The sequence below is a fragment of the Mariprofundus sp. KV genome (assembly GCF_013387475.1).
Classification (GTDB): Bacteria; Pseudomonadota; Zetaproteobacteria; order Mariprofundales; family Mariprofundaceae; genus Mariprofundus.
In genome coordinates, this window is sequence record NZ_VWNB01000010.1 from 19,496 (window position 1) to 41,900 (window position 22,405).

Below are 22,405 nucleotides of genomic sequence, written 5' to 3' on the forward strand. Positions count from 1 at the left end.
CACCCATGGATGGGTGGCAAAGCCAAAAGCCATGGACGGCTTTTGGTGAATCAAGAACGAACCTCGCCATGGCCGTAGACAATCCACTTCTGCGTCGTCAACCCCTCAAGTCCGACAGGGCCGCGCACATGCAAACGATCAGTTGAGATACCGATCTCAGCACCCAGACCGTACTCAAAACCATCGGCGAAACGGGTGCTGGCATTCCACATCACGGAAGATGAGTCCACCTCGCGCAGGAAGCGGCTACCCGCCTCATAATCCTCGGTGACAATCGTTTCGGTGTGATCTGAACTGTAGGTGGCGATGTGATCCACCGCCGCATCAAGTGAATCAACGATGCGCACCGAGAGAATCGGCGCCAGATATTCAGTGGCCCAATCCTCTTCTGTAGCGATCTTCACATCCAGTCCGGCACAGCACTCGCGTGTCTGCGCACAGCCACGCACCTCAACACCCTTCTCAAGCATCGCCTGCACCAGCGCCTGCACAGTTTCAGCAGCCACATCACGATGGATCAGCAGTGTCTCCATGGCATTGCATACGCCATAGCGATGGGTCTTGGCATTCACGGCAATCTTCACAGCCATCTCAGCTTTGGCAGCCCTGTCCACATAAACATGGCAGATGCCATCAAGATGTTTGATCACCGGCACACGTGATTCAGCAGAGACACGCTCAATCAGTGACTTGCCGCCACGCGGGATAATTACATCGACATACTGCTCGCTCTTCAACAGCGCACCAACCAGTGCCCGATCGGTTGAATCAATCAGCTGAATCGCATCCTGTGAAAGACCACTGTCCACCAGCGCACGACGCAGACACGCGGCAATCGCACGATTGGAGTGAATCGCCTCGGAGCCACCACGCAGAATCACCGCATTGCCCGATTTCAGACAGAGCCCGGCGGCATCAGCCGTCACATTAGGGCGCGACTCATAGATAATCCCGATCACGCCCAGCGGTACGCGCATATGGCCGATCTGAATGCCGGACGGGCGATAGTTTAAATTGTCCACGGCACCAACGGGATCTGGCAGGGCAGCAATCTGCTCAAGCCCTTCAGCCATCGCCTCAACACGATCACCATTGAGCATCAGGCGATCTTTCATCGCTGCATCAAGGCCATTCTCATCAGCCGCCTTCATATCCAGCGCATTGGCTGCGAGAATCTCTTTCATCTCACGCCGCATCACCGCCGCAGCCAGTGTCAGCGCTCTGTTTTTGGCACTGGTGTTGGCCATACGCATCGCTTTGGCTGCAACCCGGGCCTGCTTGCCCAGCACATTGATCATATTTACCGCATCTACTTCCATGCTCGTATACTCCCGAACCTTTCTGAACAGTATCTGTTCAGATCAATCAGTGTCCTCTCTGCACAACACCAGATTATCACGATGAATCACCGCTGAGAAATCGCGGTAACCCAGTATCGCTTCAATATCACTGCTGGCGTGCCCCATAATTCGCTTCAACTCTTCAGAGGTGTAGTTGCACAATCCGCGCGCAATCACACCCTCAGCGCCGACAATCTCTACGCACTCACCCTTATCAAAACGGCCGCTCACCTGTTTCACGCCAACAGGCAACAGGCTGCTGCCTTTGCCCACAATGGCCTGCTCAGCTCCGGCATCAACATAAATTTCGCCCTTGGGTGAGAGCACCTCAAGAATCCAGTGTTTGCGTCGTGTCTGCCTGTCGACACCACAAAGAAACAGCGTGCCCTCATCCTCGCCGGCCAGCAGGCGTGATAACCTGCCACTCTCCTTGCCGCTGATAATGGCTGCGGTGACACCACCGGTGGTGGCCACTCTGGCTGCAGATATTTTACTGCCCATACCACCGGTACCGAATGCGGAGCCGGTATCACCGGCCATTTCCACATGCTCCTCGTTCAGGTGTTCGATCACACCGACACGCCTGGCATCGCTATGTGTTGTCGGATTTTTATCGTAGAGACCATCGACATCGGTCAGCATCACCAGCAGATCGGCATCAACCACGAGACTGACCAGTGCACCAAGTGAGTCGTTATCGCCAAACTTGATCTCTGCCACCACGACCGTGTCATTCTCATTGACGATCGGCACCACGCCTGCAGAGAAGAGTGTTTCACTGGTATTGCTGGCATTGAGATAACGACGACGGTGCCTTAAATCATCCTTGGTCAGCAACATCTGCGCCACGGTTCTGCCATGTCTGGCAAATGATCTGGCGTAAGCACTCATCAGCATCGGCTGACCTATGGCTGCAGCAGCCTGCTTCTCATGTACCGAGAGGGTGCGCCCCAGCCAGCCCAACTGCACACGACCCAGCGCAACCGAACCTGAAGTCACCACGACCACATCCACACCACTGCCCATACAGCTCTGCAGCTCATCCACCACCCGGTCAATGACATCCTGACGGACACCGTGCTCGGCATCGGCCAGCAGCGAGCTGCCGATCTTCACGACAACGCGGCGGGCATGGCCCAGATCACTCCTCGAACGAATCATTTAACTCCTCAATCGCCTCAATTTTATCGGCTTCCCTGTCAGCAGCCTCTTTAGCCAGTCTGGCCCGCAGATTCAGTACCTGCTCATAGATACGGTGCAGAAGTTGCTGCACCCCTTCGCCACTGACTGCCGAGATAAAATAGGTCTCAAGCCCCATCGTGGCAATCTCTTCTTCGATGGCCAGACGCTCTTCATCAAGCAGTGCATCGCACTTATTAAATACCAGCAGCTTCGGCTTATCGGTCAGGGCATCACCATACCCCGCCAGCTCACCGTTAATCTCTTCAATCTGCTCACGAACCGGTTTGCCATCCTCACACGCCGCATCCACCATATGCAGCAGCACGGCGGTACGCTCAATGTGACGCAGGAAGCGATGTCCCAGCCCTTTACCTTCATGCGCCCCTTCAATCAAACCGGGGATATCGGCAACAACAAAACCGTCACCATCATCCATAAATACCTGACCCAGCATCGGTTTAATCGTGGTAAACGGATAGTCGGCAATCTTCGGACGTGCATTGGAGATGCGTGCCAGCAGGGTGGATTTGCCTGCATTGGGCAGGCCAACAAGACCGACATCGGCCATCAGCTTCAGCTCCAGATAACGGATGCCCTGCTCACCCTCCATGCCGGGCTGACAGTAACGCGGAGCGCGGTTGGTACTGGTTGCAAAGCGGGCGTTGCCCATGCCACCGGCACCGCCACGGGCGACAAAGAACTCCTCACCATCGTGAGACATATCAGCCAGAATATGGCCATCCTCATCCTTCACGATCGTGCCGATCGGCACCTCAACCACAACATCGGTACCATATTTGCCATGACAGTCAGAGCCCATGCCGGACTGGCCATTCTTGGCGATCAGGCGTTTGCGCAGATAGAGCTCCTGCAGCGTGTTTTTTCGCGCTGATGCAACGAAGATGACATGGCCTCCGCGACCACCGTCACCACCATCGGGGCCACCTCTGGGGATATACTTCTCTCGTCGGAATGAACTACACCCTTTGCCACCGTTGCCGGCACGTACTTCAACCCTTACTTCATCAATAAATCGCATGCTGTATTACACCATATTTACATCGAACCACAAAGGCAGCAGATGAATTGTCCGTTGGGCACATTCAATCTGGCGCATCGTGGTGAATTTTTCACAAACAAAAAAGGGGTGCGACAAGCGCACCCCTTTTTAAAGTTTTGAGCTTAACTACCCTCAGGCAGTTACACGTACAGTCGTACGACCAGCGCTCTTGTAGTATTCAACCTTACCGTCGGTCAGAGCGAACAGGGTGTAGTCGCGACCACAGCCTACGTTATCGCCCGGGCGGATTTTAGTGCCGCGCTGACGAACAAGGATGTTGCCGGCAATTACAGCTTCGCCGCCATATTTTTTAACGCCGAGGCGTTTGGAATTGGAATCGCGTCCGTTACGACTGGAACCACCAGCTTTCTTATGTGCCATGGTTTACTCCTTGATCTTTTCGATACGCACAGAGGTGAAGCTCTGGCGATGACCCTGGGTCAAACGATAGTTTTTACGGCGACGCTTCTTGAAGACAACAATCTTCTGTCCACGGCCTGATTCAGTGACGACACCGGTTACCGATGCTTTTGCAGCATCTTCGCCAGCCTTGATGGATTCGCCTTCGCCAACCATCAGAACATCATCAAATGTTACTTTTTTTCCGGTCTCAACATCCAGCTTCTCAACGCGCAGGAGATCACCTTCCTGAACACGGTACTGTTTGCCACCAGTTTTGATTACAGCGTACATCTAAAACTCCAATCGCCTTACGCAGCTTTCGCAGGCTTGCCGTATTTCTTATAGAAGCGCTCAACACGACCTTCCGTGTCCATGATCTTCTGCTTACCGGTATAGAACGGATGGCAGGAAGAACAAATCTCCACGTGGATGTCGCCTTTACTAGAGCGCGTCTCAAATGTGTTTCCGCAAGAACAAGTTACCTTGGATGCGAGATATTCTGGATGAATGTCTGCTTTCACGTCATTTCTCCGTCAATTTTTAAGGGGCGCGATTTCTAGCGTCCCTGCTCCGGTTAATCAAGCACTAAAACGAGGTTTTTCTCTGATTGATCGATTTGCATGCAGATAATCTTCTATCTGCCCCTCTCAACCACTTCAATGGCATAGCCATCAGAGCCTTCTACAGATGCAACAGGGCTGTTGGGCCACCCTCATCAGACCGGGCTGGCGGCTGACTACTCCGCCATTGCGGCGCACCCTAACACAGATCCAACAGATATTCTCTACACCAATCGCAATGCGACCAGGGCCGCTACGGAATCATCATACTATATATAGATTGCAGAGTGGTAGCTTCCAGCAGTTAAAATGCCATACCAGAGATCCAGTAGTGGACAGCGATGGAGGCGGCATAACCCAGAAAGATAGCCCATGTCCACTTCAGGTGGCTAAAGAAGGTGTAGGCGCCGCGGGCCTGGCCCATCAGAGCAACGCCTGCCGCAGAGCCGATCGAGAGCAGCGAGCCGCCCACACCTGCTGTAAGCGTCACCAGCAGCCACTGATTCACGCTCATATCAGGCACCATACTCAACACGGCAAACATCACAGGAATATTGTCAACGATCGCAGAGAGGAAGCCGACAAGGATATTCGCCCAGCTCGCTCCCAGCTGATCATACATCAGATGCGAGGTTAGGTTCAGGTATCCCAGCGCACCCAGGCCACCCACGCAGAGGATAACACCGTAAAAGAACATCAGCGTATCCCACTCCGAGCGCTGCAATTGATGGAAAATATCAAATGGAGGGCCTCCTGGAGTGCCATCCAGCTGCGTATTGCCTTCGAACGACACCTCAAAGCCCATCTGAGACTTTTTCAACCAGTAGCCATAGAATTTCAGCAGGCCCAAACCAGTCATCATACCCAGCATCGATGGCAGATGAAGAACACTGTGGAAAGAGACGGCCAGGGCGATCGTAAACAGGAACATGGCAATAATGATAAAACCACCCTGTTTTACCTGAATATCCTCTTTCACAGCTTCGGGCACGGCATTGGGTACAAACATCACCATGATCGCTGCCGGCACAAGCCAGTTGACCAGCGAGGGGAAAAACAGCGCAAAGAACTCCTGGAAATGAACCTGTCCACTCTGCCAAACCATCAATGTGGTGATATCACCAAACGGGCTGAATGCGCCACCGGCATTGGCTGCCACCACGATATTAATACAACCCAGCGACACAAATTTCGCATTATCCCGGGCAACTGCCATTACCACAGCGGCCATCACCAGTGCGGTGGTCAGATTATCGGCAACAGGCGAGATAAAGAAGGCCAGCAAGCCTGTCAGCCAGAATATGCTCTTCAGCGACAACCCTTTTGAAACCAGGAATGCCCGCAGCGCTGAAAACACATCCCGCTCTTCCATCGTATTAACATAGGTCATGGCAGCAAGCAGGAAAAGCAGCAGCTCGGCATACTCAAGGATATTATGCTGCACCAGTGCATGCGCAGAGTGCGTATCCCCCACAGAGTTAAAGGCAATAGCCACCAGTATCCAGATCAATCCGGCAGCAACCATGACCGGCTTGGATTTACGCAGATGCAGCGCCTCTTCGGCAATGACCAGCGCGTAGGCGAAAACAAACAGAACCAGAGCAGAGATACCGTACCATGTGGTGGTCATATCAATCGGGGCCGCAGCACCGGATGCGAGCGCCACAGATGGCAGCAGCAGTGCCAGCAGCGTTGGTATCAATAATGAGATTCGAGTCATGATTAGTTCCTTTCGCAGCATATTAAACCAGAGCGGGGGAGATTTGAACCATTGCAATGCGAGTCTGTCCAGCACAAGCGCCAATATCCTTCAATTTTTATCATTCGTCTACTCGTGCTTTGGAAGAACACCATCCCGCCGCGCCAGCCGTTTCACCATCATCATCCAGCCCGGACTGAACAGCAGCGTCATGGCAATCACAATCACCGTCAGCTCTTGCAACTCAGGCGACAGGATGCCGGCAAAGACGCCCACAGTTGCAAGCAGAAAGGAGAACTCCCCGATCTGGCTTAACAGGCCGCCGGTGATCAGTGCATGTTCCCAATCCTCTCCAAGTGCACGCATCACAAATACATTCACACCAGAGTTAAAGAGAAAGACCAGCATCGTAGCACCACACACCAGCAGCAGATGCGACTGCAGATAATCGACATTCACCATCATGCCGACCGAAAGAAAGAAGATCATCACGAAGATGATATAGACCGACTCCAGATGATCATGCACCCATTCGGACTGATCGCTGGAGGCCAGCAGCATACCGGCCAGAAATGCCCCCAATCCCGGGGAGAGACCAAGCCATGAGGTCAATGTTGCAGCCCCCAGACAGAGAAGCAGGCCAAGCAATACACGCTTTTCTACACTGCCTTTAAGAAACTCAGGGATATGAAAACTGCCGGTACGCATCAGGAAGATCACCAGCGCCAGCACGGCAACACCACCAACCACCTGCTTGATCAGGGCTGCCGTCTCCAGTTCACCATCACCCATCAGGGAGAGTACAATCATCATCGGCACAATCGCCATATCCTGTACCAGCAGCACGCCCACGGCATTCTGACCGAACGGCTCATCCATCTCACCGGAGTCCTGCAACTCTTTCAGCACCACGGCGGTACTGGAGAGGGAGATGACAAAACCAAAGAGGATGCCAAGCGTTGTCGGCATCGAGAAGGCCCATACCAGTGCCACGCAGGCCGTCACACTGACCAGCACCTGCACCGCTGTACCAATCACCGCAATTTTCCAGCGCTGCATCAGCCTGGGTATCGAGACCTCCATGCCGACAAAGAAGAGCAGCATCACCACGCCGATCTCACCGACACGGGTTACCATGTGCTGATCATCAATCACCCCGAGCATCGACGGCCCGAGCATAATACCGGTAACAATATAGGCCACCACAATCGGTAGCCCCATACGCACGGTGAGATAGCCTATGCCCAGCGCCAGCAGGAGCACGATCGAGATGTTCATCATCATGGGATCGAGATGCATAATTAAAATCCTTTGTCTGCCAAGAAATCCTTTCTAAAGCATTAGTTTTACATAAAACATCATGAAAGCAAGCTTCATGCTGACTCAGCCCGGCGTGGTCGATCCTTCTGCCAAACAGATAACATATCGACATTGCCTGTGATATCATAACCCTCTTTGTCTTGTCTGTTTCACAATAATCGGGCATTTTTCGCCGCTTTCGTAAACCAGACACCCTCGGGAGAACCTGCCATGAATGCCATGATGCATGCCGACATCAAAAGCCTGAAACTACTGCATAGCGGTAAAGTGCGAGATATGTATGAGATTGATGAGAACCATCTGCTCATCGTCACGACCGATCGCCTCTCCGCTTTCGACGTGATAATGCCTACCCCGATTCCGGGCAAAGGTACGGTGCTCAATGCAGTATCCGACTTCTGGTTCAAAAAACTCGCTCATATCGTACCCAACCACTCAGCAGCGATGACACTTGAAGAGGCGATTCCTGATGCAGATGAGCGTGAGCGCGTTCGCAGCCACGCCATTGTCGTCAAGCGGCTGAAACCACTGCCGATTGAGGCGATCGTACGCGGCTACCTGATCGGTTCAGGCTGGAAAGAGTACCAGAAGCAGGGCTCTGTCTGCGGCATCAAGCTGCCGGATGGCCTGATCCTGGCTGATCAGCTGCCAGAGCCGATCTTCACCCCATCCACCAAAGCAGCGGTTGGTGATCATGATGAGAACATCGATTTCGAAAGTATGTGCGAGATTATCGGCAGCGACCTGGCCACCCAGGTGCGTGATATAAGCCTGCAGCTCTACAGGGAGGCTGCAGCTTTCGCACTGGAGAAGGGCATTATCATTGCCGACACCAAATTTGAGTTCGGCCTTGATGCCGATGGCAATCTGGCGCTGATCGATGAGGTGCTCACCCCTGACTCTTCACGCTTCTGGCCGATCTCCGAGTACAAGCCGGGCGTGAGCCCGCCAAGTTTCGACAAGCAGATCGTACGCGACTGGCTGGAGACGCTGGATTGGAACAAGAAGGCTCCTGGCCCTGTGATTCCCGATGCAATTAAGGATAAAACAGCCGAGAAGTACCTTGAGGCATTAAAGACGCTGTCCAGCTGAACCGATAGGTAGAGCAGTCCATAGAGAGGGGAGGGTTTAATGTTACTGGCAATTGGAGCTTTAATCGCAGGCATCGCACTGCTGGTCTGGGGTGCAGATCGCTTTGTTGATGGCGCCGCCTCAGTAGCAAAAAACCTGCGAGTACCGCCGATGGTGATCGGCCTGACCATTGTCAGCCTCGGCACCAGCCTGCCGGAGATGATTGTAGCGGCGATGGCCGCCCTTGATGGTAATCGCGATCTGGGTATCGGCAATGTACTGGGCTCCAATATCGCCAATATCGGCCTTGTACTCGGTGTTACTGCCCTGATTATTCCTCTGGCAGTGCAGTCGATGACCCTAAGGCGTGAGATGCCGGTACTGATGCTGGTCACCTTTCTCGCCTTTGCCCTGCTTGCTGATGGTGTGTTGAGCCAGATTGATGGCATCATCCTGATCATCGGACTGGTACTGATGATGGGCTGGATCACCCGTATCGGCATGAAGGATCGCCATGACCCCATGGTTGAGGAGTTCACCGAATCGATTCCGGAAGGGATGAGCATGAAGAGCTCCATCCTCTGGTTTATCGTCGGGCTGGTCGTGCTGATCATCAGCTCACGCATGGTGGTCTGGGGTGCAGTGGAGATCGCCCACTTCTTCGGCGTCAGTGATCTGATCATCGGTCTGACCATTGTCGCTATCGGCACCAGCCTGCCTGAGCTGGTCGCCTCCGTTGCCGGTGCAGTGAAAGGTGAAGCTGATCTGGCGATCGGTAACGTTATCGGCTCAAATATGTTCAACCTGCTGGCCGTACTGGCCATGCCTGCACTGATCTACCCCGGAGCCTTTGCACAGGAAGCGCTGATGCGTGATTTTCCGATCATGCTCGCTTTCACCATTGCCCTTCTGGTTGTCTCCCTCGGCTTTAAGGTGGGTGGCAAGATCAACCGCTTTGAGGGCGGCCTGCTGCTCTCCGGTTTTGTCGGTTACCTCTACCTGCTCTATCTGCAGTCGTAGGCGTGGCGCAAGGCGTGAGGCAAAAGCAATCTCACCGGCTTAACTTGAAGCGCCTGATCATCTCCTGCGTAAACATCTGATCACTGCCGAAGGTATCAGCGACCACCTCGGTTGCCCCGGCCTGATAGAGTCGATAGAGATCAATCTCTTTGCGTGTACGCACCACAATCGGCAGCTTCGGATAACCCTGTCGTACCCGCGATAGAATTTTCATCGTTGTATTGAGATCAATCGTACTGATCACCAGCGCTGATGCCCGCGCCAGACCACAGGCATGCAACAGCTCCAGACTGCCCGCATCACCATAGGAGACAGGCTGACCAGCGGCTCTCCCCTCACGCACCAGCTGCTGATCCAGTTCAATGGCCATGCAGGGGATCTTCTCGGCGCTTAACATCATCACCGTATGTTGCCCGATCCTGCCAAAACCGCAGACAATCACATGATGATCCAACCCACGTGTGGCATCGAGAATTTCACTCTTGATCTCATCACGACTGCGTGCCATCTGTTGTGGCAGCAGGCGCGCCGTAATATGGCCATTATGGCGAATCAGCAGCGGCGAGAGCGCCATACTGAAGAGCATCACCGCCAACACGATCTGCCCCTCCGGTGTATTGAGGATGCCGCCATCCATCGCCAGAATCAGAATGGCAAAACCAAATTCGCCACCGTGGGCCAGAATCAGCCCGGTGCGCATCGAAACCGCACCGTTATAACCGGACATCCGACACAAACCGGCAACCAGCAGCAGCTTGAACAGCATCAGTCCGGCCAATAGCAGCACCACCCTGCCCCAAACCTCAGGAAGCGAACCGATATCGAGCATCATACCTACAGTGATAAAGAAGAGTCCCAGCAGCACATCCCGAAATGGCCGGATCTCCGACTCCACCTGATGCCGGAATTCAGTCTCACTGAGCATCACGCCGGCCAGAAAAGCACCCAGGGCAAAGGTCAAGCCGATGTAGTGGGTAAGCCATGAGGAGCAGAGCACAACCAGCAGCACGGTCAGGGTAAATACTTCAGCAGAGTGGAAACGTGCCACCTCATGAAACAGCGGTCGCAGTACCCGGCGGCCAATAACAAAGATCAACCCCAGTACCAGCACCCCCTCGGCGAAGATGATCAGCACAGCCGTCGGCGTGAGCTCGATAGCCGTGCCACTCATATTGGCCACCAGAATCAGGAATGGCACCACCATCATATCCTGAAACAGCAGGATACCGAGGCTGTTACGTCCATGGCGTGTATGCAACTCCACCTGATCCACCAGCTGCTTGGTCACCAGTGCAGTTGAGGACATCGCCACCACACCGCCAAGCACCAGCGCACTCTCAACGTTCAGTCCGGCATAATAGGCGACAGCCGTTGTTACCGCCGTGGTGACAAGTACCTGTGCTCCGCCCAATCCCAGCACCAACCCTTTCATGCGAATCAGCAGCGAAATGGAGAATTCAAGGCCGATGGTAAAGAGCAGGAAGACCACGCCGAACTCGGCGAAGGTTTTGATATGCTCGATATCATGAATCAGTGCGAAGCCGTAGGGGCCAACCAGAAGCCCTGCCACCAGATAACCGATAATCGGAGGCAGTCCGATGCGCAGAAAGAGAACCACCACAGCAACCGTGGCCAGCAGAATCATCAGCGCTTCATTAAGATAGCTATAGGTCATCGCACCTCCACTGATATCGTGCCGCTGCTCTCTTGCCCCTCCCTCGACGCAGTTGAGACAACTGCGTCCCTATCTCTAACATATTGCAGAAACAGCCAAACTGCAAATTTAAGGATGCTCTGAAAAAGTCAGGGTATCCGTGCAAGCCATGGATGGCTTGCCAAAATCATGCACAGTAAGTGCTTGGTTTTGTAAGCAAAGGAAAAACCACGCTTTTGCCTTTGCGTGCTGAAAAACTACATGGACGTAGTTATTCAGAGTTTCCTTAAGAGGATATTCTTGACTTGTAGCCTGCGACTCTCAGTCTGATTCCGTTTTGAACAGCCACGATTCCGATAATAGTCAGCCCATCACGCTACACCGCCACCTCTACCGTGGAGCCAACCGGCTGCGCGTGGCACTGGTCGGCCAGCACAACAGTGGCAAGAGCACCATCTTCCATGCCGTAGCCAGTACCAGTTACCAGACCGGTAAACTTTCCGGCACCCAGAAACCCTATGCCGAGTGTCCGGTACAGATTGGCGTTGATGAGATCCATCTGGTGGATCTGCCTGATCTTCACTGCCTGCGCAATCTTGCCGGTGCTGATCTTGAGGCGCTGAAATACCTGCTCTGGGGCGATGCGCGACCACTGGTATCGCGTCATGAACGCTCTGAGCCTCCCGCCCCCTTCTCCAGACCCGATGTGCTCGTCTATGTGATTGATGCCAGCGCCCTGCAGCAGAGTCTTGAACTGGCTCTTGAACTGCCTGAACTGGGGCTGCCGGTTGTCGTGGCGCTGAATATGATGGATGAGGCACATCGCAAAGGGGTTGAGATCGATATTGAGGCCCTCTCGGAAAAACTCGGTGTGCCTGTCATCCCTACCGTCGCCCTCAAAGGTCACGGCCTGACCGCGCTGTTTGACCAGGTGTTGCAGTGCGCACGCAAGCGCAGCTGCCCCCTGCCGCAGCTGCCCAATCCGCATATCATGGCGTGGGCGGCAAAGATGCAGCAGCGGCTGGACACTCCCGAGATCCAGACTGCATTTGCTATGCCGAAAAACCAGCTGACCATGCACCTTCTGGAGGCCGACAGCTATTTTATGCATGAGCTGGCAAGCCATTTCCCGGATACGCTTGCCGAGGTGAAATCACTGCAAAACGAGGCGCTGGAGGCGCTACCCCGCTCTCTGGCTGAAGAGGTGGAGGCCGACCGCCACCATCGTGCTGCCCAGCTGTTTGAGAGTGTCGCCAGATTTGTACATAAACCGAAAATCAGCTGGGAGGAGCGCCTGGATATGCTCTTCCTGCATCCGAAGTGGGGGCTTGTTGGCTCACTCGGCGTCTTTGCCGCCGTGCTGTTTATGGTCTTTGAGGTCAGCACGACACTCGATGCCATGACTGCAGCCCGACTGGCAGATATGGTCTCGGGCTGGCAACCGGAGACCGCGTCAGGCGTGGTCGGCCGCGCTGTGGTGGATGGCCTGATCGGCCTGATCGGTATTGTGATCCCCTACATGCTACCACTGGTGCTGATGCTGGTGGCACTGGAAGAGAGCGGCATCATGCACCGCATCGCCTTTGTCGTAGACCGTTTTTTCCACGCCATCGGTCTGCATGGCAAGGTAGCTGTACCCTTCCTGCTTGGATTGGGTTGTAACGTACCGGCCATTGCCGCCACCAAAGGTTTGACCAGTGGACGCGACCGTGTGGTCGCATCACTGCTGATCACCTTTGTCCCCTGCTCGGCGCGCTCGGCTATTGTGCTTGCGCTCGGTGCCAAGTATCTCGGAGTGCTCGGTGTATTCCTGCTCTTTGCGTTGAGTCTGCTGGTGATTGCCATTCTCGGTCGCCTGCTCTCGCACCGCTATCCGGAGATCAGTCCCGGTCTGATTCAGGAGATTCCCGCTTACGGCTGGCCGAAGATGCAGCCACTGCTACACTCCACCTGGAACCGTACCAGTGATATTCTCACCATCGTCACCCCGCTGCTGGTCGGCGGCAGTGTCATCCTTGCGCTGCTGCAGTTCTATGGTGCGGATCAGGTGATCAACACAGCGCTTGCCCCGATCACCGTCTGGGCGCTCGGCCTGCCTGTGGCACTCGGTGTACCGATTCTCTTTGGTGTGCTGCGCAAAGAGCTCTCGCTGGTGATGATCTATCAGGCACTCGGAACCTTTGAAGTGGGGCTGGTGATGAACTGGATTGAGATCACCACGTTTCTCGTTTTCCTGCTCTTCTATATCCCCTGCATCTCCACCTTTGCTGTGATGCTCAAGGTGATCGGCCGCAAAGAGGCATTCTTCTCCATCGCCCTCTCCATTGGTGTTGCCCTGATCACCGCCCTGATCGTGCGCTTCTCCCTCACCGGCATCGAAACCCTTATCTAAGTTTAAATGCGATAGCCGTAGGGCTTAATTTGGTTCGTTTCTTTTCTGGACAAAAAGGCAGGAGCCGTTTGGACGAGCTTTAGCTCGCCTGCACGGTGAGGGCCATTGGATGGCCCGAATCAAAAGAAATGAACAAACAGTCCCACCATCATAGCTAGAGAAGACGCGTCTTCAGTTCTGGTTTACTAAGACTTCTTTCCCAGACTCCCGCGATGAAACTTTAATTACTGCTGCAGCTGCTGAATCAACTCACCTATTTTGGTGAACTCATCACTTCGACTGCTCCCTTTTCGCCATGCCAGGCCGATTTCACGACTATGCTGTTCAGGCAGCGCATGCAGCTCTAATGCAGCGTTTCCTCCTATCAATGCCCCTTTCGCCATAGCAGGTACGAATGTAATGCCGAGATCCGCGACAACCATCTGCAGCAGTGTCTGCAGGCTTGTTGCAGCAAAGCGGTTGATCTGATTGGTGTTGCGCAGATGACACGCCTCCAAAGCGTGATCACGCAGGCAGTGTCCATCCTCAAGCAACAGAATGCTCTCATCAGGCAGTGAAGCCAGATCCAGCCTGGCATTGTTGATCCATCGGCTATCCCGACGACAGGCAAGAAGAAAGGGGTCTTCAAACAGCGGCATCACCGTTACACCCCGCATCTGGAACGGCAGCGCAACCAGAATCAGGTCGAGCTTGCCATCCAGCAGCTGTTCGTGAATCACGGCAGTTTTGTCCTCACGCAGGAAGAGCTGCAGTTTGGGGAATTGTTTCAGCACCTCAGGGATCAATGGCGGCAACAGGAACGGTGCAATGGTCGGTATAACGCCCAGCGTCAATTTTCCACTCAACGGCTCCTGCTCACTGCTGGCGATACTCATCAGCACTTCCAGATCACGGATGCAGTGGCGCGCCTGACTCATTACCGCTCGCCCCGCCTCGGTTATAACAACACTCTTATTGGTGCGATCAACCAGCTGTACATTCAGTGCCGTTTCAAGCTCTTTGATGGCAATGCTGAAGGCTGACTGCGAAATAAAGCAGGCCGCCGATGCTTTGCCAAAATGCAGATGCTCATCCAGTGCAATGAGATACTTCAACTGTTTGATTGTCGGGGTCACGGCACACCTCCTGAATCACCATCAATCTAAATAATGAATCGTTATCATAGATATATCCAATTTTATTTATGATGGTGGCACGCATATACTCCCTTTGTAAGTTGATGAATCAGGAGGTTGCTATGAAAAAGACATTTTCATTTGGCGTTCTCCACATGGCCGTCGCATTCACTGTCGCTTATCTGATGACTGGAAGCCTGCTGGTCGGTGGTGCCATTGCTCTGGTTGAACCCATGATCAATACCATCGCCTATTTCTTTCACGAGAAATTCTGGGAATCAAAAAGTCGCAGACAAAACGCCGATGCACTGGCGATGCATCTCCAGCCAACAACCGGCCACTGAGATCAACACAGTGGCAACATCACAGCAGCCAGCAACTGCAGATCCCTTTAAGGAGGCCTCCCATGACTGAAAAGAGATGTCCGTTCAATCACACCGCAGCACAATCCACTTCCAATGAAGAGTGGTGGCCCAACCAGCTGAAACTGGATGTTCTGCGCCAACACGACTCAAAATCCGACCCGATGGGGGAGGCCTTTGATTACGCTGAGGCCTTCAACAGCCTTGATCTTGACGCGGTGAAGCGCGATCTGCATACCCTGATGCGTGATTCCAAAAGCTGGTGGCCGGCCGATTTCGGTCACTACGGGCCGCTGTTTGTGCGCATGGCATGGCACAGTGCAGGCACCTACCGCACTGCCGATGGTCGTGGCGGCGCAGGTTCCGGCAGCCAGCGCTTTGCTCCGCTCAACAGCTGGCCGGACAACGTCAACCTCGATAAAGCGCGCCGACTGATCTGGCCGGTTAAACAGAAGTATGGCAGCAAGATATCATGGGCAGACCTGATGATTCTGGCAGGCAATGTGGCACTGGAGTCGATGGGATTTAAAACCTTTGGTTTTGCCGGTGGCCGCGAAGATATCTGGCAGCCTGAAAAGGATGTCTACTGGGGCCGTGAGAAAGCGTGGCTGGCAAACCAGCGTCACAGCGGTGAGCACGAGGAGCTGGAAAATCCACTGGCTGCCGTTCAGATGGGACTGATCTATGTGAACCCTGAGGGCCCGGGCGGTAACCCCGATCCGCTGGCTGCTGCCAGAGATATTCGCGAAACATTCGCCCGCATGGCGATGAACGACGAAGAGACTGTGGCACTGATTGCCGGTGGCCACACCTTCGGTAAAGCCCACGGTGCCGCTGATGCCGCAGCTGTAGGCGTTGAACCTGAAGGCGCAGCCATCGAAGCGCAGGGTTTTGGCTGGAAGAGCAGCCATGGCTCCGGCATGGGGGCAGACACCATCTCCAGCGGCCTGGAGGTGACCTGGACCACCACGCCGACCCGGTGGAGCAACAACTTCTTCTTCAACCTCTTCAACTACGAGTGGGAGCTGACCAAGAGCCCAGCCGGCGCACAGCAGTGGAGACCGAAAGGCGGCGCCGGAGAGGGTTTGGTGCCTGATGCGCATGACGCATCCAAACAGCATGCACCAGCCATGCTCACCACAGATCTCGCCCTGCGCTTTGATCCGGCATACGAAAAGATCTCGCGCCGCTTCTATGAGCATCCCGATCAATTTGCCGATGCTTTTGCCCGCGCATGGTTCAAACTGACCCATCGCGATATGGGGCCACGCTCCCGCTATCTGGGCTCTGAAGTGCCTGTCGAAGTATTGATCTGGCAGGATCCTCTGCCTGCTGTGGATCATCAGCTGATCAATGATAACGATATCACCATACTCAAGAGCATGATCCTTGATTCCGGCCTCACGATTGGTGAGTTGGTTGCAACAGCATGGGCATCGGCCTCCACCTTCCGTGGATCGGATATGAGGGGCGGCGCCAATGGTGCCCGCATTCGCCTGGCACCGCAGAAGGATTGGCCGGTGAATGAGCCGGAGCAGCTGGCCAAAGTGCTTACAACACTCGAATCGATCCGCAGTGATTTTAATAAACCGGTGTCGATGGCTGATCTGATTGTATTGGCCGGATGTGCAGCTGTTGAAGAGGCCGCCAGACGCGCTGGCAAGCCTGTCACTGTACCATTCACACCGGGCCGCACCGATGCCTCACAGGAGCAGACAGATGTTGAGTCATTCGCTGTTCTGGAGCCGGTCGCCGATGGCTTCCGCAACTATGAGAAGGGCAGATACTCCCTCTCTGCAGAAGAGCTGCTGGTCGACAAAGCGCAACTGCTCACCCTTACCCCGGTAGAGATGACTGTGCTGATTGGTGGCATGCACGTGCTCAACAGCAACTTCGCAGGCAGGCAGCACGGTGTCTTCACCGACCGGCCGGAGGTGCTGAGCAACGACTTCTTCGTCAATCTGCTCGACATGGCGACCAGCTGGAAAGCGAGCTCTGCTGATGAGAGCCTGTTTGAAGGCAGTGACCGCGATAGCGGTGAAGTGAGATGGAGTGCAACACGTGTCGATCTGATCTTCGGCTCAAACTCCGAGTTGCGCGCTCTGGCGGAAGTCTACGCAGCAGCTGACGCGCAGGATCGCTTTGTGCATGACTTTGTTAAAGCCTGGAACAAGGTGATGAATCTCGATCGCTTCGATCTCGCCTGATCCAGTCAGATAAAAACCTGCAAAACATGGGCGGCGTTTCGGAGAACCTGAAGCGCCGCCCTAAGCTTGCGCTTCTCCCTCACCGGCATCGAAACCCTCATCTGAAACAACGCTAATCCTGCAAACTTCCAGAATTAGTCTATAGTACATCTAATTAACCAGTCATATTCCTTGTTCGATCCAGAATATGAGATATGGCGGAAAAAAGGGCGTATATAGGAGGGTAATACATGGAAAATCTAGTACACGTATTACCTAGTTAGAACTGAATAGTTTATGCATCATTATAAAATAACAATGTATGGGTGGTTAGCTATCGGTGTCAGCCTGCTGGCTGGGTCAGTAAATATGCTCATTCAATTCAAGACTTCAACTGGCCCATTTAATTCAGCGCTTATGACTTTAGGCTTTTCTATTTTTATCCTTTCTGGAGTCATTGGTTTATTTTATAAGGCGCAATGGGGTAAAATAGCTGTGTCATGCAAGGCGTTATAAGATATGAAAAGAAAAACACTTCTCCATTACACAGATGCTGGAGCTGTTCACTCAATCTTGCTCAACAAGTGCATTTGGCTTACAGATCTGCGTTTTCTAAACGATTCTCCGTATTACGGTGACAGTTTACTAATTACACCCTCCCTTGGTTAAACACCAATGTGATGAAAAACACGGATATCCCTCCAAATCCCCCGTAGCAATCGGGTTGAATTACCTGATTGGAGGTCTGACTATGAAAAAACTGGTGATTGTTTCCCTGATGATTTTTGGACTGATGAATGCACCGCAGATTGCTGCGGCTGAAGAGGATATGTGGGAGAAGACAAAAGTGACCGCAGACTCAGCCTGGAAGAGTACCAAATCCTTCGCCTCAAATGTGGCTGACTGGACTGTAGAGAAGTCGCGCTCAGCTTGGCACGTGACCAGCGAAGCGGCTGAAGATGCTGCCGAGTGGAGTGGTGAGAAGGCTAAACAGGGTTGGCAGGCCACGCGTGAGATCGCCGCTAACACCAAAAGTTAATAGATCAGACTAGAGGCTACTTCAGCTCAATCTCATAGAGCGCGTAGCTGCCGGTTTTACCTTTTAGCTCCGCCTTATGGCAGCCGATCTGCTCTATCTCACCAGCCACCTGTTGGTAGGCCGCTTCCGAGATCAGCAGTTGGGAACCGAACTGTTTGTTCGCCTGCTCAATCCGGGCCGCCAGATTCACCGTATCACCAATGGCTGCCACCTTACTCATCGGGCCGGTACTAAAATGGCCGATAATGGCCGATCCATAGTGGATACCCGCCCTTAAACCGAATGAGCGACCATACATGCTCTCCAGATACTCATTAAAATGGGTCAGCTCCCGGCGCATCGCCTGCACGGTGCGAATCGCATCGATCACCAGCCCATCCTCTTTTTTGCAGGCACCAAACAGGATCAACATGCCATCGCCAGCCACATCACTGATCACACCACCATATTTGGTGACGATATCATTCATCGTCATGTAGTAGCGATTGAGCACATGCACCACATCATAGGCAGGCAGTGATTCAGCAAATGCGGTGTAGTTGGCCAGATCGGTAAACAGCACCGCAATCTCTTTTTCCCGACCCAGTGAGTTCTCATCATGTGTAGCCAACTGATCTCTGATGATTTGAGCATCCAGATCATCAACAACCAGGCGACGGATTTTGATATCACCCGTAATCCTGGTCTGGCAGGCAAGGCGGATATCATCAGGAAGCCCGATCAGCTTTTTCATCTGCTCTTCCGCACTGTTGCGCGGCTGGCAATGCTGTAGCCCCTCAACCACATGCACCCTGCAGGTGGAGCAGCGTGCATTGCCGCCACAGGCGTGTGTATGATTGATGCCCGCCTTTAGGGATGAGGTTAGAAGCGTATCCTCATCCGTTACTTCGATTCGTTGATGGTCGGTATCTGAATAGATATGGCTCATGCCAGTTTCTCCGCTAACTCCAGCTCCGCCTCACTACTCACCACCTCAGCGGCACGATCCTTGGCCAGCAGCACGTAGACCGCAGGCACCACAAACAGGGTAAACAGCGTGCCGATGGAGAGACCGGTAAAGATCACCAGCCCCATCGAGTAGCGCCCTGCCGCACCGGCACCACTGGCCATGACCAGTGGAATCACACCCAGCACCATCGCTGCGGTGGTCATCAGGATCGGACGCAGACGCACCGCCGAAGCCTCGATAATGGCATCAACCTTCGAGCGTCCGGCCAGCTGCAGCTCATTGGCAAACTGTACCATCAGGATGCCATGTTTACTGATCAGCCCCATCAGTGTCACCAGCCCCACCTGCGTATAGATATTGATCGAGGCGAGGCCGACATTGATAAACAGCAGTGCGCCGAGCAGCGCCAGCGGCACAGAGACCAGAATTACCATTGGATCACGGAAGCTGTTGAACTGGATGGAGAGGGCGAGAAAGACAATCACGATGGCAAACAGCATGGTGAAGACAAAACCGCCGGACTCCTGCATGTACTGGCGCGATGGGCCGGCATAGTCGGCACTGTAGCCGCTGGGCGCCTCCTCATGGAGGGTATTGGCCATAAAGTCGAGCACCTGCTGCTGTGACACACCCGGCGCATAGACGCCCATGATGGTGGCTGAATTGAGCTGCTGGAAACGGTTGATCGACTCCGGCACCACCTCATAGGAGATCGAAGCGATGGTCGATGCGGAGATCATCTTACCGGCCGGTGTGCGGATATAATAATCGAGCACCTGCTCAGGGTTAAGGCGGAACTCCTGCCCGACCTGCGGCATCACCCGATAGGAGCGGCCACCGATGGAGAAGTAGTTCACATAACCGCCACCAAGGGCAGCACCCAGGGATGCACCGATATCCTGCTGGGTCAGGCCGAGGCTGGTCGCCATATCGCGATCCACCACCAGCGTACTCTGTGGCTTGTCGATCTTCAGATCGGAATCGATAAAGAAGAACATGCCGCTGGCCTGCGCTTTGGCCAGCACCTTGCCGACAATCTCATTCAGGTTCTCAAACGATTCGGTGGTTTTGATAACAAACTGCAGCGGCAGACCGCCTGAGCCGGGCAGCGCCGGGAACTGGAAGGCGGCAACATGGGCGCCGGCAATCGTGTTCCACTTCTGCTGCAGAATCTGCTGCAGCTCTGCGGCGCTGCGATCACGCTGATCCCACGGCTTGAACATCACACCGCCTATGCCCTGATTGATCGTCGGCATGCCGGTAAGCTGGAACATCTGATCATATTCGGGCAGGTCACTCGCCAGCGCGAAGGCCTGATCGGCATAGACGCCCATCTGCTGTGCGGTGGCATTGGGGGCACCGGCTACATGGGCCAGTACAATGCCCTGATCCTCCTGCGGTGCCAGCTCCGCCTTGGAGGTGGCAAAGAGATAGACCACGCCCACCAGCAGCAGGCCACCCATCACCACCATCACCGGCCATGTTGCCAGAGTGCCGGTTAACCTGCGCTTATAGCCATCGTGCAGGCGCGAAAACTGGCGATCAATAAAGATGACCAGCCGACTCTCATCCTGTTTGGGCTTGAACATTTTCGAGGTCATCATCGGCGAGAGGGTCAGTGCGACAATGCCTGAGATGGTCACGGCACCGGCCAGTGTAAAGGCGAACTCGGAAAACAGGGCACCGGTCAATCCGCCCTGAAAACCGATCGGCACATAAGCGGCGATGAGCACCACAGTCATGGCGATAATCGGCCCGCCCAATTCACGCGCGGCCAGAATCGCCGCCTCAAACGGACTCTTGCCCTCATGATGCATATGGCGATCGACATTCTCCACCACAATAATGGCATCATCGACCACCAGTCCGATGGCCAGCACAAGCGAGAGCAGGGTGAGCAGATTGATGGTGTATCCGAGCGACTGCATAATAAAAAATGCACCGACAAGCGAGAGCGGAATGGCCACCAGCGGCACAACCACGGCTCGCCAGTTGCCCAGGAAGATGAAGACGACAAAGGCGACAATCAGCAGCGCCTCAACCAGTGTTTTGATCACCTCATCAATCGAGCTCTCAATGAATTTGGTGCCGTCATAAACAATCTTACCGGTCAGACCGTTGGGCATCTGCGCCTGAATCGCCGGGAAGGCGTCGCGCACGCGCTGAATCACCTCCAGCACATTGGCATCGGGTGCTACTTTGACACCGATAAAGACCGACTTCTTACCACCAAAGGCTGTGGTCAGATTATAATCCTCCGCCCCGAGCATCACATTGGCGACATCCTGCAGGCGCACAATAGCGCCATTGCTCTCACGGATGGCCAGCTGTTTGAACTCCTCCACAGAGTGCAGACTGGTGGCCGCATTCAGCTCAACGCTGACCATCTGCCCCTTACTGCTGCCCAGAGCCGCAAGGTAGTTATTGGCTGCCAGTGCGCCGTAGACATCGGATGCTGAGATACCATAAGCGGCCATACGGGCCGGATCGAGCCAGGCGCGCAGCGCGAACTGACGTGCACCGATAATCTCGGCACGCTGCACCCCTTCAATACCATCGATCTGCGGCTTCACCACGCGCAGCAGATAATCGGTCACACTGTTGCCCGGCAGCACCTCACTGAAAAAACCCATGTACATCGAAGCGATGGTCTCGCCGACCTGCACAGTGAGTACAGGCTGCTGCGCCTCGGCAGGCAGCTGATTCAACACAGCATTCACCTTGGCATTGATATCGGTCAATGCCCGGTTGGAGTCGTGGTTCAGGCGCAGGGTGGCGGTCACCGTGGAGACACCACTAACACTGACGGATGAGAGGTAATCGATACCTTCTGCCTGCGCCACGGCTGTCTCCAGTGGCTGGGTGATAAAGCCGGATACCGTTTCAGCATCAGCACCATAGTAGGCAGTACTCACTGTTACCACGGCATTCTGTGTCTCCGGATACTGGCGGATCGGCATATTCATGATCGCCTGCAGTCCCAGAACCAACAGCAACAGACTGATGGTGGTGGCCAGTACCGGCCTGCGGATAAAGATATCGGTGTAGCGCACC

The 22,405-nt window shown here is 54.2% G+C and carries 19 protein-coding genes; 7 read left to right on the plus strand and 12 right to left on the minus strand.

Going from position 1 to position 22,405, the window contains the following annotated elements; translation table 11 throughout:
* Positions 1-50: 50 nt before the first annotated feature.
* The 8 genes from F3F93_RS09120 to F3F93_RS09155 form a co-directional block, all read right to left on the minus strand.
* Positions 51-1,319: a glutamate-5-semialdehyde dehydrogenase gene (locus tag F3F93_RS09120; RefSeq protein WP_176958872.1), complete on the minus strand. Its 1,269-nt coding sequence runs from the start codon at positions 1,317-1,319 to the stop codon at positions 51-53.
* Between the two features lie 42 nt (positions 1,320-1,361).
* Positions 1,362-2,501: a glutamate 5-kinase gene (gene proB / locus F3F93_RS09125; RefSeq protein WP_176958873.1), complete on the minus strand. Its 1,140-nt coding sequence runs from the start codon at positions 2,499-2,501 to the stop codon at positions 1,362-1,364.
* A complete protein-coding gene (obgE, locus tag F3F93_RS09130) occupies positions 2,482-3,561 on the minus strand; it encodes a GTPase ObgE (RefSeq protein WP_176958874.1) in 1,080 nt (359 codons plus the stop codon). The genes proB and obgE overlap by 20 nt, the downstream gene beginning before the upstream one ends.
* A gap of 153 nt (positions 3,562-3,714) precedes the next feature.
* Positions 3,715-3,963, minus strand: coding sequence for a 50S ribosomal protein L27 (gene rpmA / locus F3F93_RS09135; protein WP_176958875.1), 249 nt, complete (start codon positions 3,961-3,963; stop codon positions 3,715-3,717).
* A 3-nt stretch (positions 3,964-3,966) separates the two neighbouring features.
* Complete coding sequence (gene rplU / locus F3F93_RS09140) at positions 3,967-4,275, minus strand: 50S ribosomal protein L21 (RefSeq protein ID WP_176958876.1); 309 nt, start codon at positions 4,273-4,275, stop codon at positions 3,967-3,969.
* A 17-nt stretch (positions 4,276-4,292) separates the two neighbouring features.
* Entirely contained in the window at positions 4,293-4,505 is a 213-nt protein-coding gene (rpmE, locus tag F3F93_RS09145) for a 50S ribosomal protein L31 (protein ID WP_176958877.1), read from the minus strand.
* 343 nt (positions 4,506-4,848) lie between these two features.
* On the minus strand, positions 4,849-6,264 hold the full coding sequence (gene nhaD / locus F3F93_RS09150) for a sodium:proton antiporter NhaD (RefSeq protein ID WP_241697075.1): 1,416 nt from the start codon (positions 6,262-6,264) through the stop codon (positions 4,849-4,851).
* Between the two features lie 108 nt (positions 6,265-6,372).
* Positions 6,373-7,542 carry a cation:proton antiporter gene (locus tag F3F93_RS09155; protein WP_176958879.1) on the minus strand — a complete coding sequence of 390 codons (1,170 nt, stop codon included), beginning with the start codon at positions 7,540-7,542 and terminating at the stop codon, positions 6,373-6,375.
* Between the two features lie 231 nt (positions 7,543-7,773).
* Between F3F93_RS09155 and F3F93_RS09160 the strand changes: the two genes are divergently transcribed.
* A complete protein-coding gene (locus F3F93_RS09160) occupies positions 7,774-8,655 on the plus strand; it encodes a phosphoribosylaminoimidazolesuccinocarboxamide synthase (RefSeq protein WP_176958880.1) in 882 nt (293 codons plus the stop codon).
* Positions 8,656-8,694: 39 nt separating this feature from the next.
* Positions 8,695-9,654 carry a calcium/sodium antiporter gene (locus F3F93_RS09165; RefSeq protein ID WP_176958881.1) on the plus strand — a complete coding sequence of 320 codons (960 nt, stop codon included), beginning with the start codon at positions 8,695-8,697 and terminating at the stop codon, positions 9,652-9,654.
* A 31-nt stretch (positions 9,655-9,685) separates the two neighbouring features.
* On the opposite strand, the gene F3F93_RS09170 is transcribed toward F3F93_RS09165, so the two are convergent.
* Complete coding sequence (locus F3F93_RS09170; RefSeq protein WP_176958882.1) at positions 9,686-11,329, minus strand: cation:proton antiporter; 1,644 nt, start codon at positions 11,327-11,329, stop codon at positions 9,686-9,688.
* Positions 11,330-11,645: 316 nt separating this feature from the next.
* Between F3F93_RS09170 and feoB the strand changes: the two genes are divergently transcribed.
* Positions 11,646-13,700, plus strand: coding sequence for a ferrous iron transport protein B (feoB, locus tag F3F93_RS09175; RefSeq protein WP_194335025.1), 2,055 nt, complete (start codon positions 11,646-11,648; stop codon positions 13,698-13,700).
* A gap of 224 nt (positions 13,701-13,924) precedes the next feature.
* Here feoB and F3F93_RS09180 read toward each other — a convergent pair whose 3' ends face one another.
* A complete protein-coding gene (locus F3F93_RS09180; RefSeq protein ID WP_176958883.1) occupies positions 13,925-14,815 on the minus strand; it encodes a hydrogen peroxide-inducible genes activator in 891 nt (296 codons plus the stop codon).
* 122 nt (positions 14,816-14,937) lie between these two features.
* Here F3F93_RS09180 and F3F93_RS09185 point away from each other — a divergent pair, with 122 nt between their 5' ends.
* The 4 genes from F3F93_RS09185 (at position 14,938) to F3F93_RS09200 (ending at position 18,402) form a co-directional block, all read left to right on the plus strand.
* Positions 14,938-15,159 (plus strand): DUF2061 domain-containing protein, encoded by a 222-nt coding sequence (locus F3F93_RS09185; protein ID WP_176958884.1) that lies wholly within the window; start codon positions 14,938-14,940, stop codon positions 15,157-15,159.
* Between the two features lie 62 nt (positions 15,160-15,221).
* Entirely contained in the window at positions 15,222-17,384 is a 2,163-nt protein-coding gene (gene katG, locus F3F93_RS09190) for a catalase/peroxidase HPI (protein ID WP_176958885.1), read from the plus strand.
* A 276-nt stretch (positions 17,385-17,660) separates the two neighbouring features.
* Complete coding sequence (locus F3F93_RS09195; RefSeq protein WP_176958886.1) at positions 17,661-17,879, plus strand: hypothetical protein; 219 nt, start codon at positions 17,661-17,663, stop codon at positions 17,877-17,879.
* A gap of 235 nt (positions 17,880-18,114) precedes the next feature.
* The gene (locus tag F3F93_RS09200) at positions 18,115-18,402 is read left to right on the plus strand and encodes a hypothetical protein (RefSeq protein WP_176958887.1); all 288 of its coding nucleotides are present in this window, start codon (positions 18,115-18,117) and stop codon (positions 18,400-18,402) included.
* Positions 18,403-18,418: 16 nt separating this feature from the next.
* Here the strand turns inward: F3F93_RS09200 and F3F93_RS09205 are convergent, their stop codons facing one another.
* Entirely contained in the window at positions 18,419-19,330 is a 912-nt protein-coding gene (locus tag F3F93_RS09205; protein ID WP_176958888.1) for an adenylate/guanylate cyclase domain-containing protein, read from the minus strand.
* Complete coding sequence (locus tag F3F93_RS09210; RefSeq protein ID WP_176958889.1) at positions 19,327-22,404, minus strand: efflux RND transporter permease subunit; 3,078 nt, start codon at positions 22,402-22,404, stop codon at positions 19,327-19,329. The genes F3F93_RS09205 and F3F93_RS09210 overlap by 4 nt, the downstream gene beginning before the upstream one ends.
* Position 22,405 lies beyond the last annotated feature (1 nt).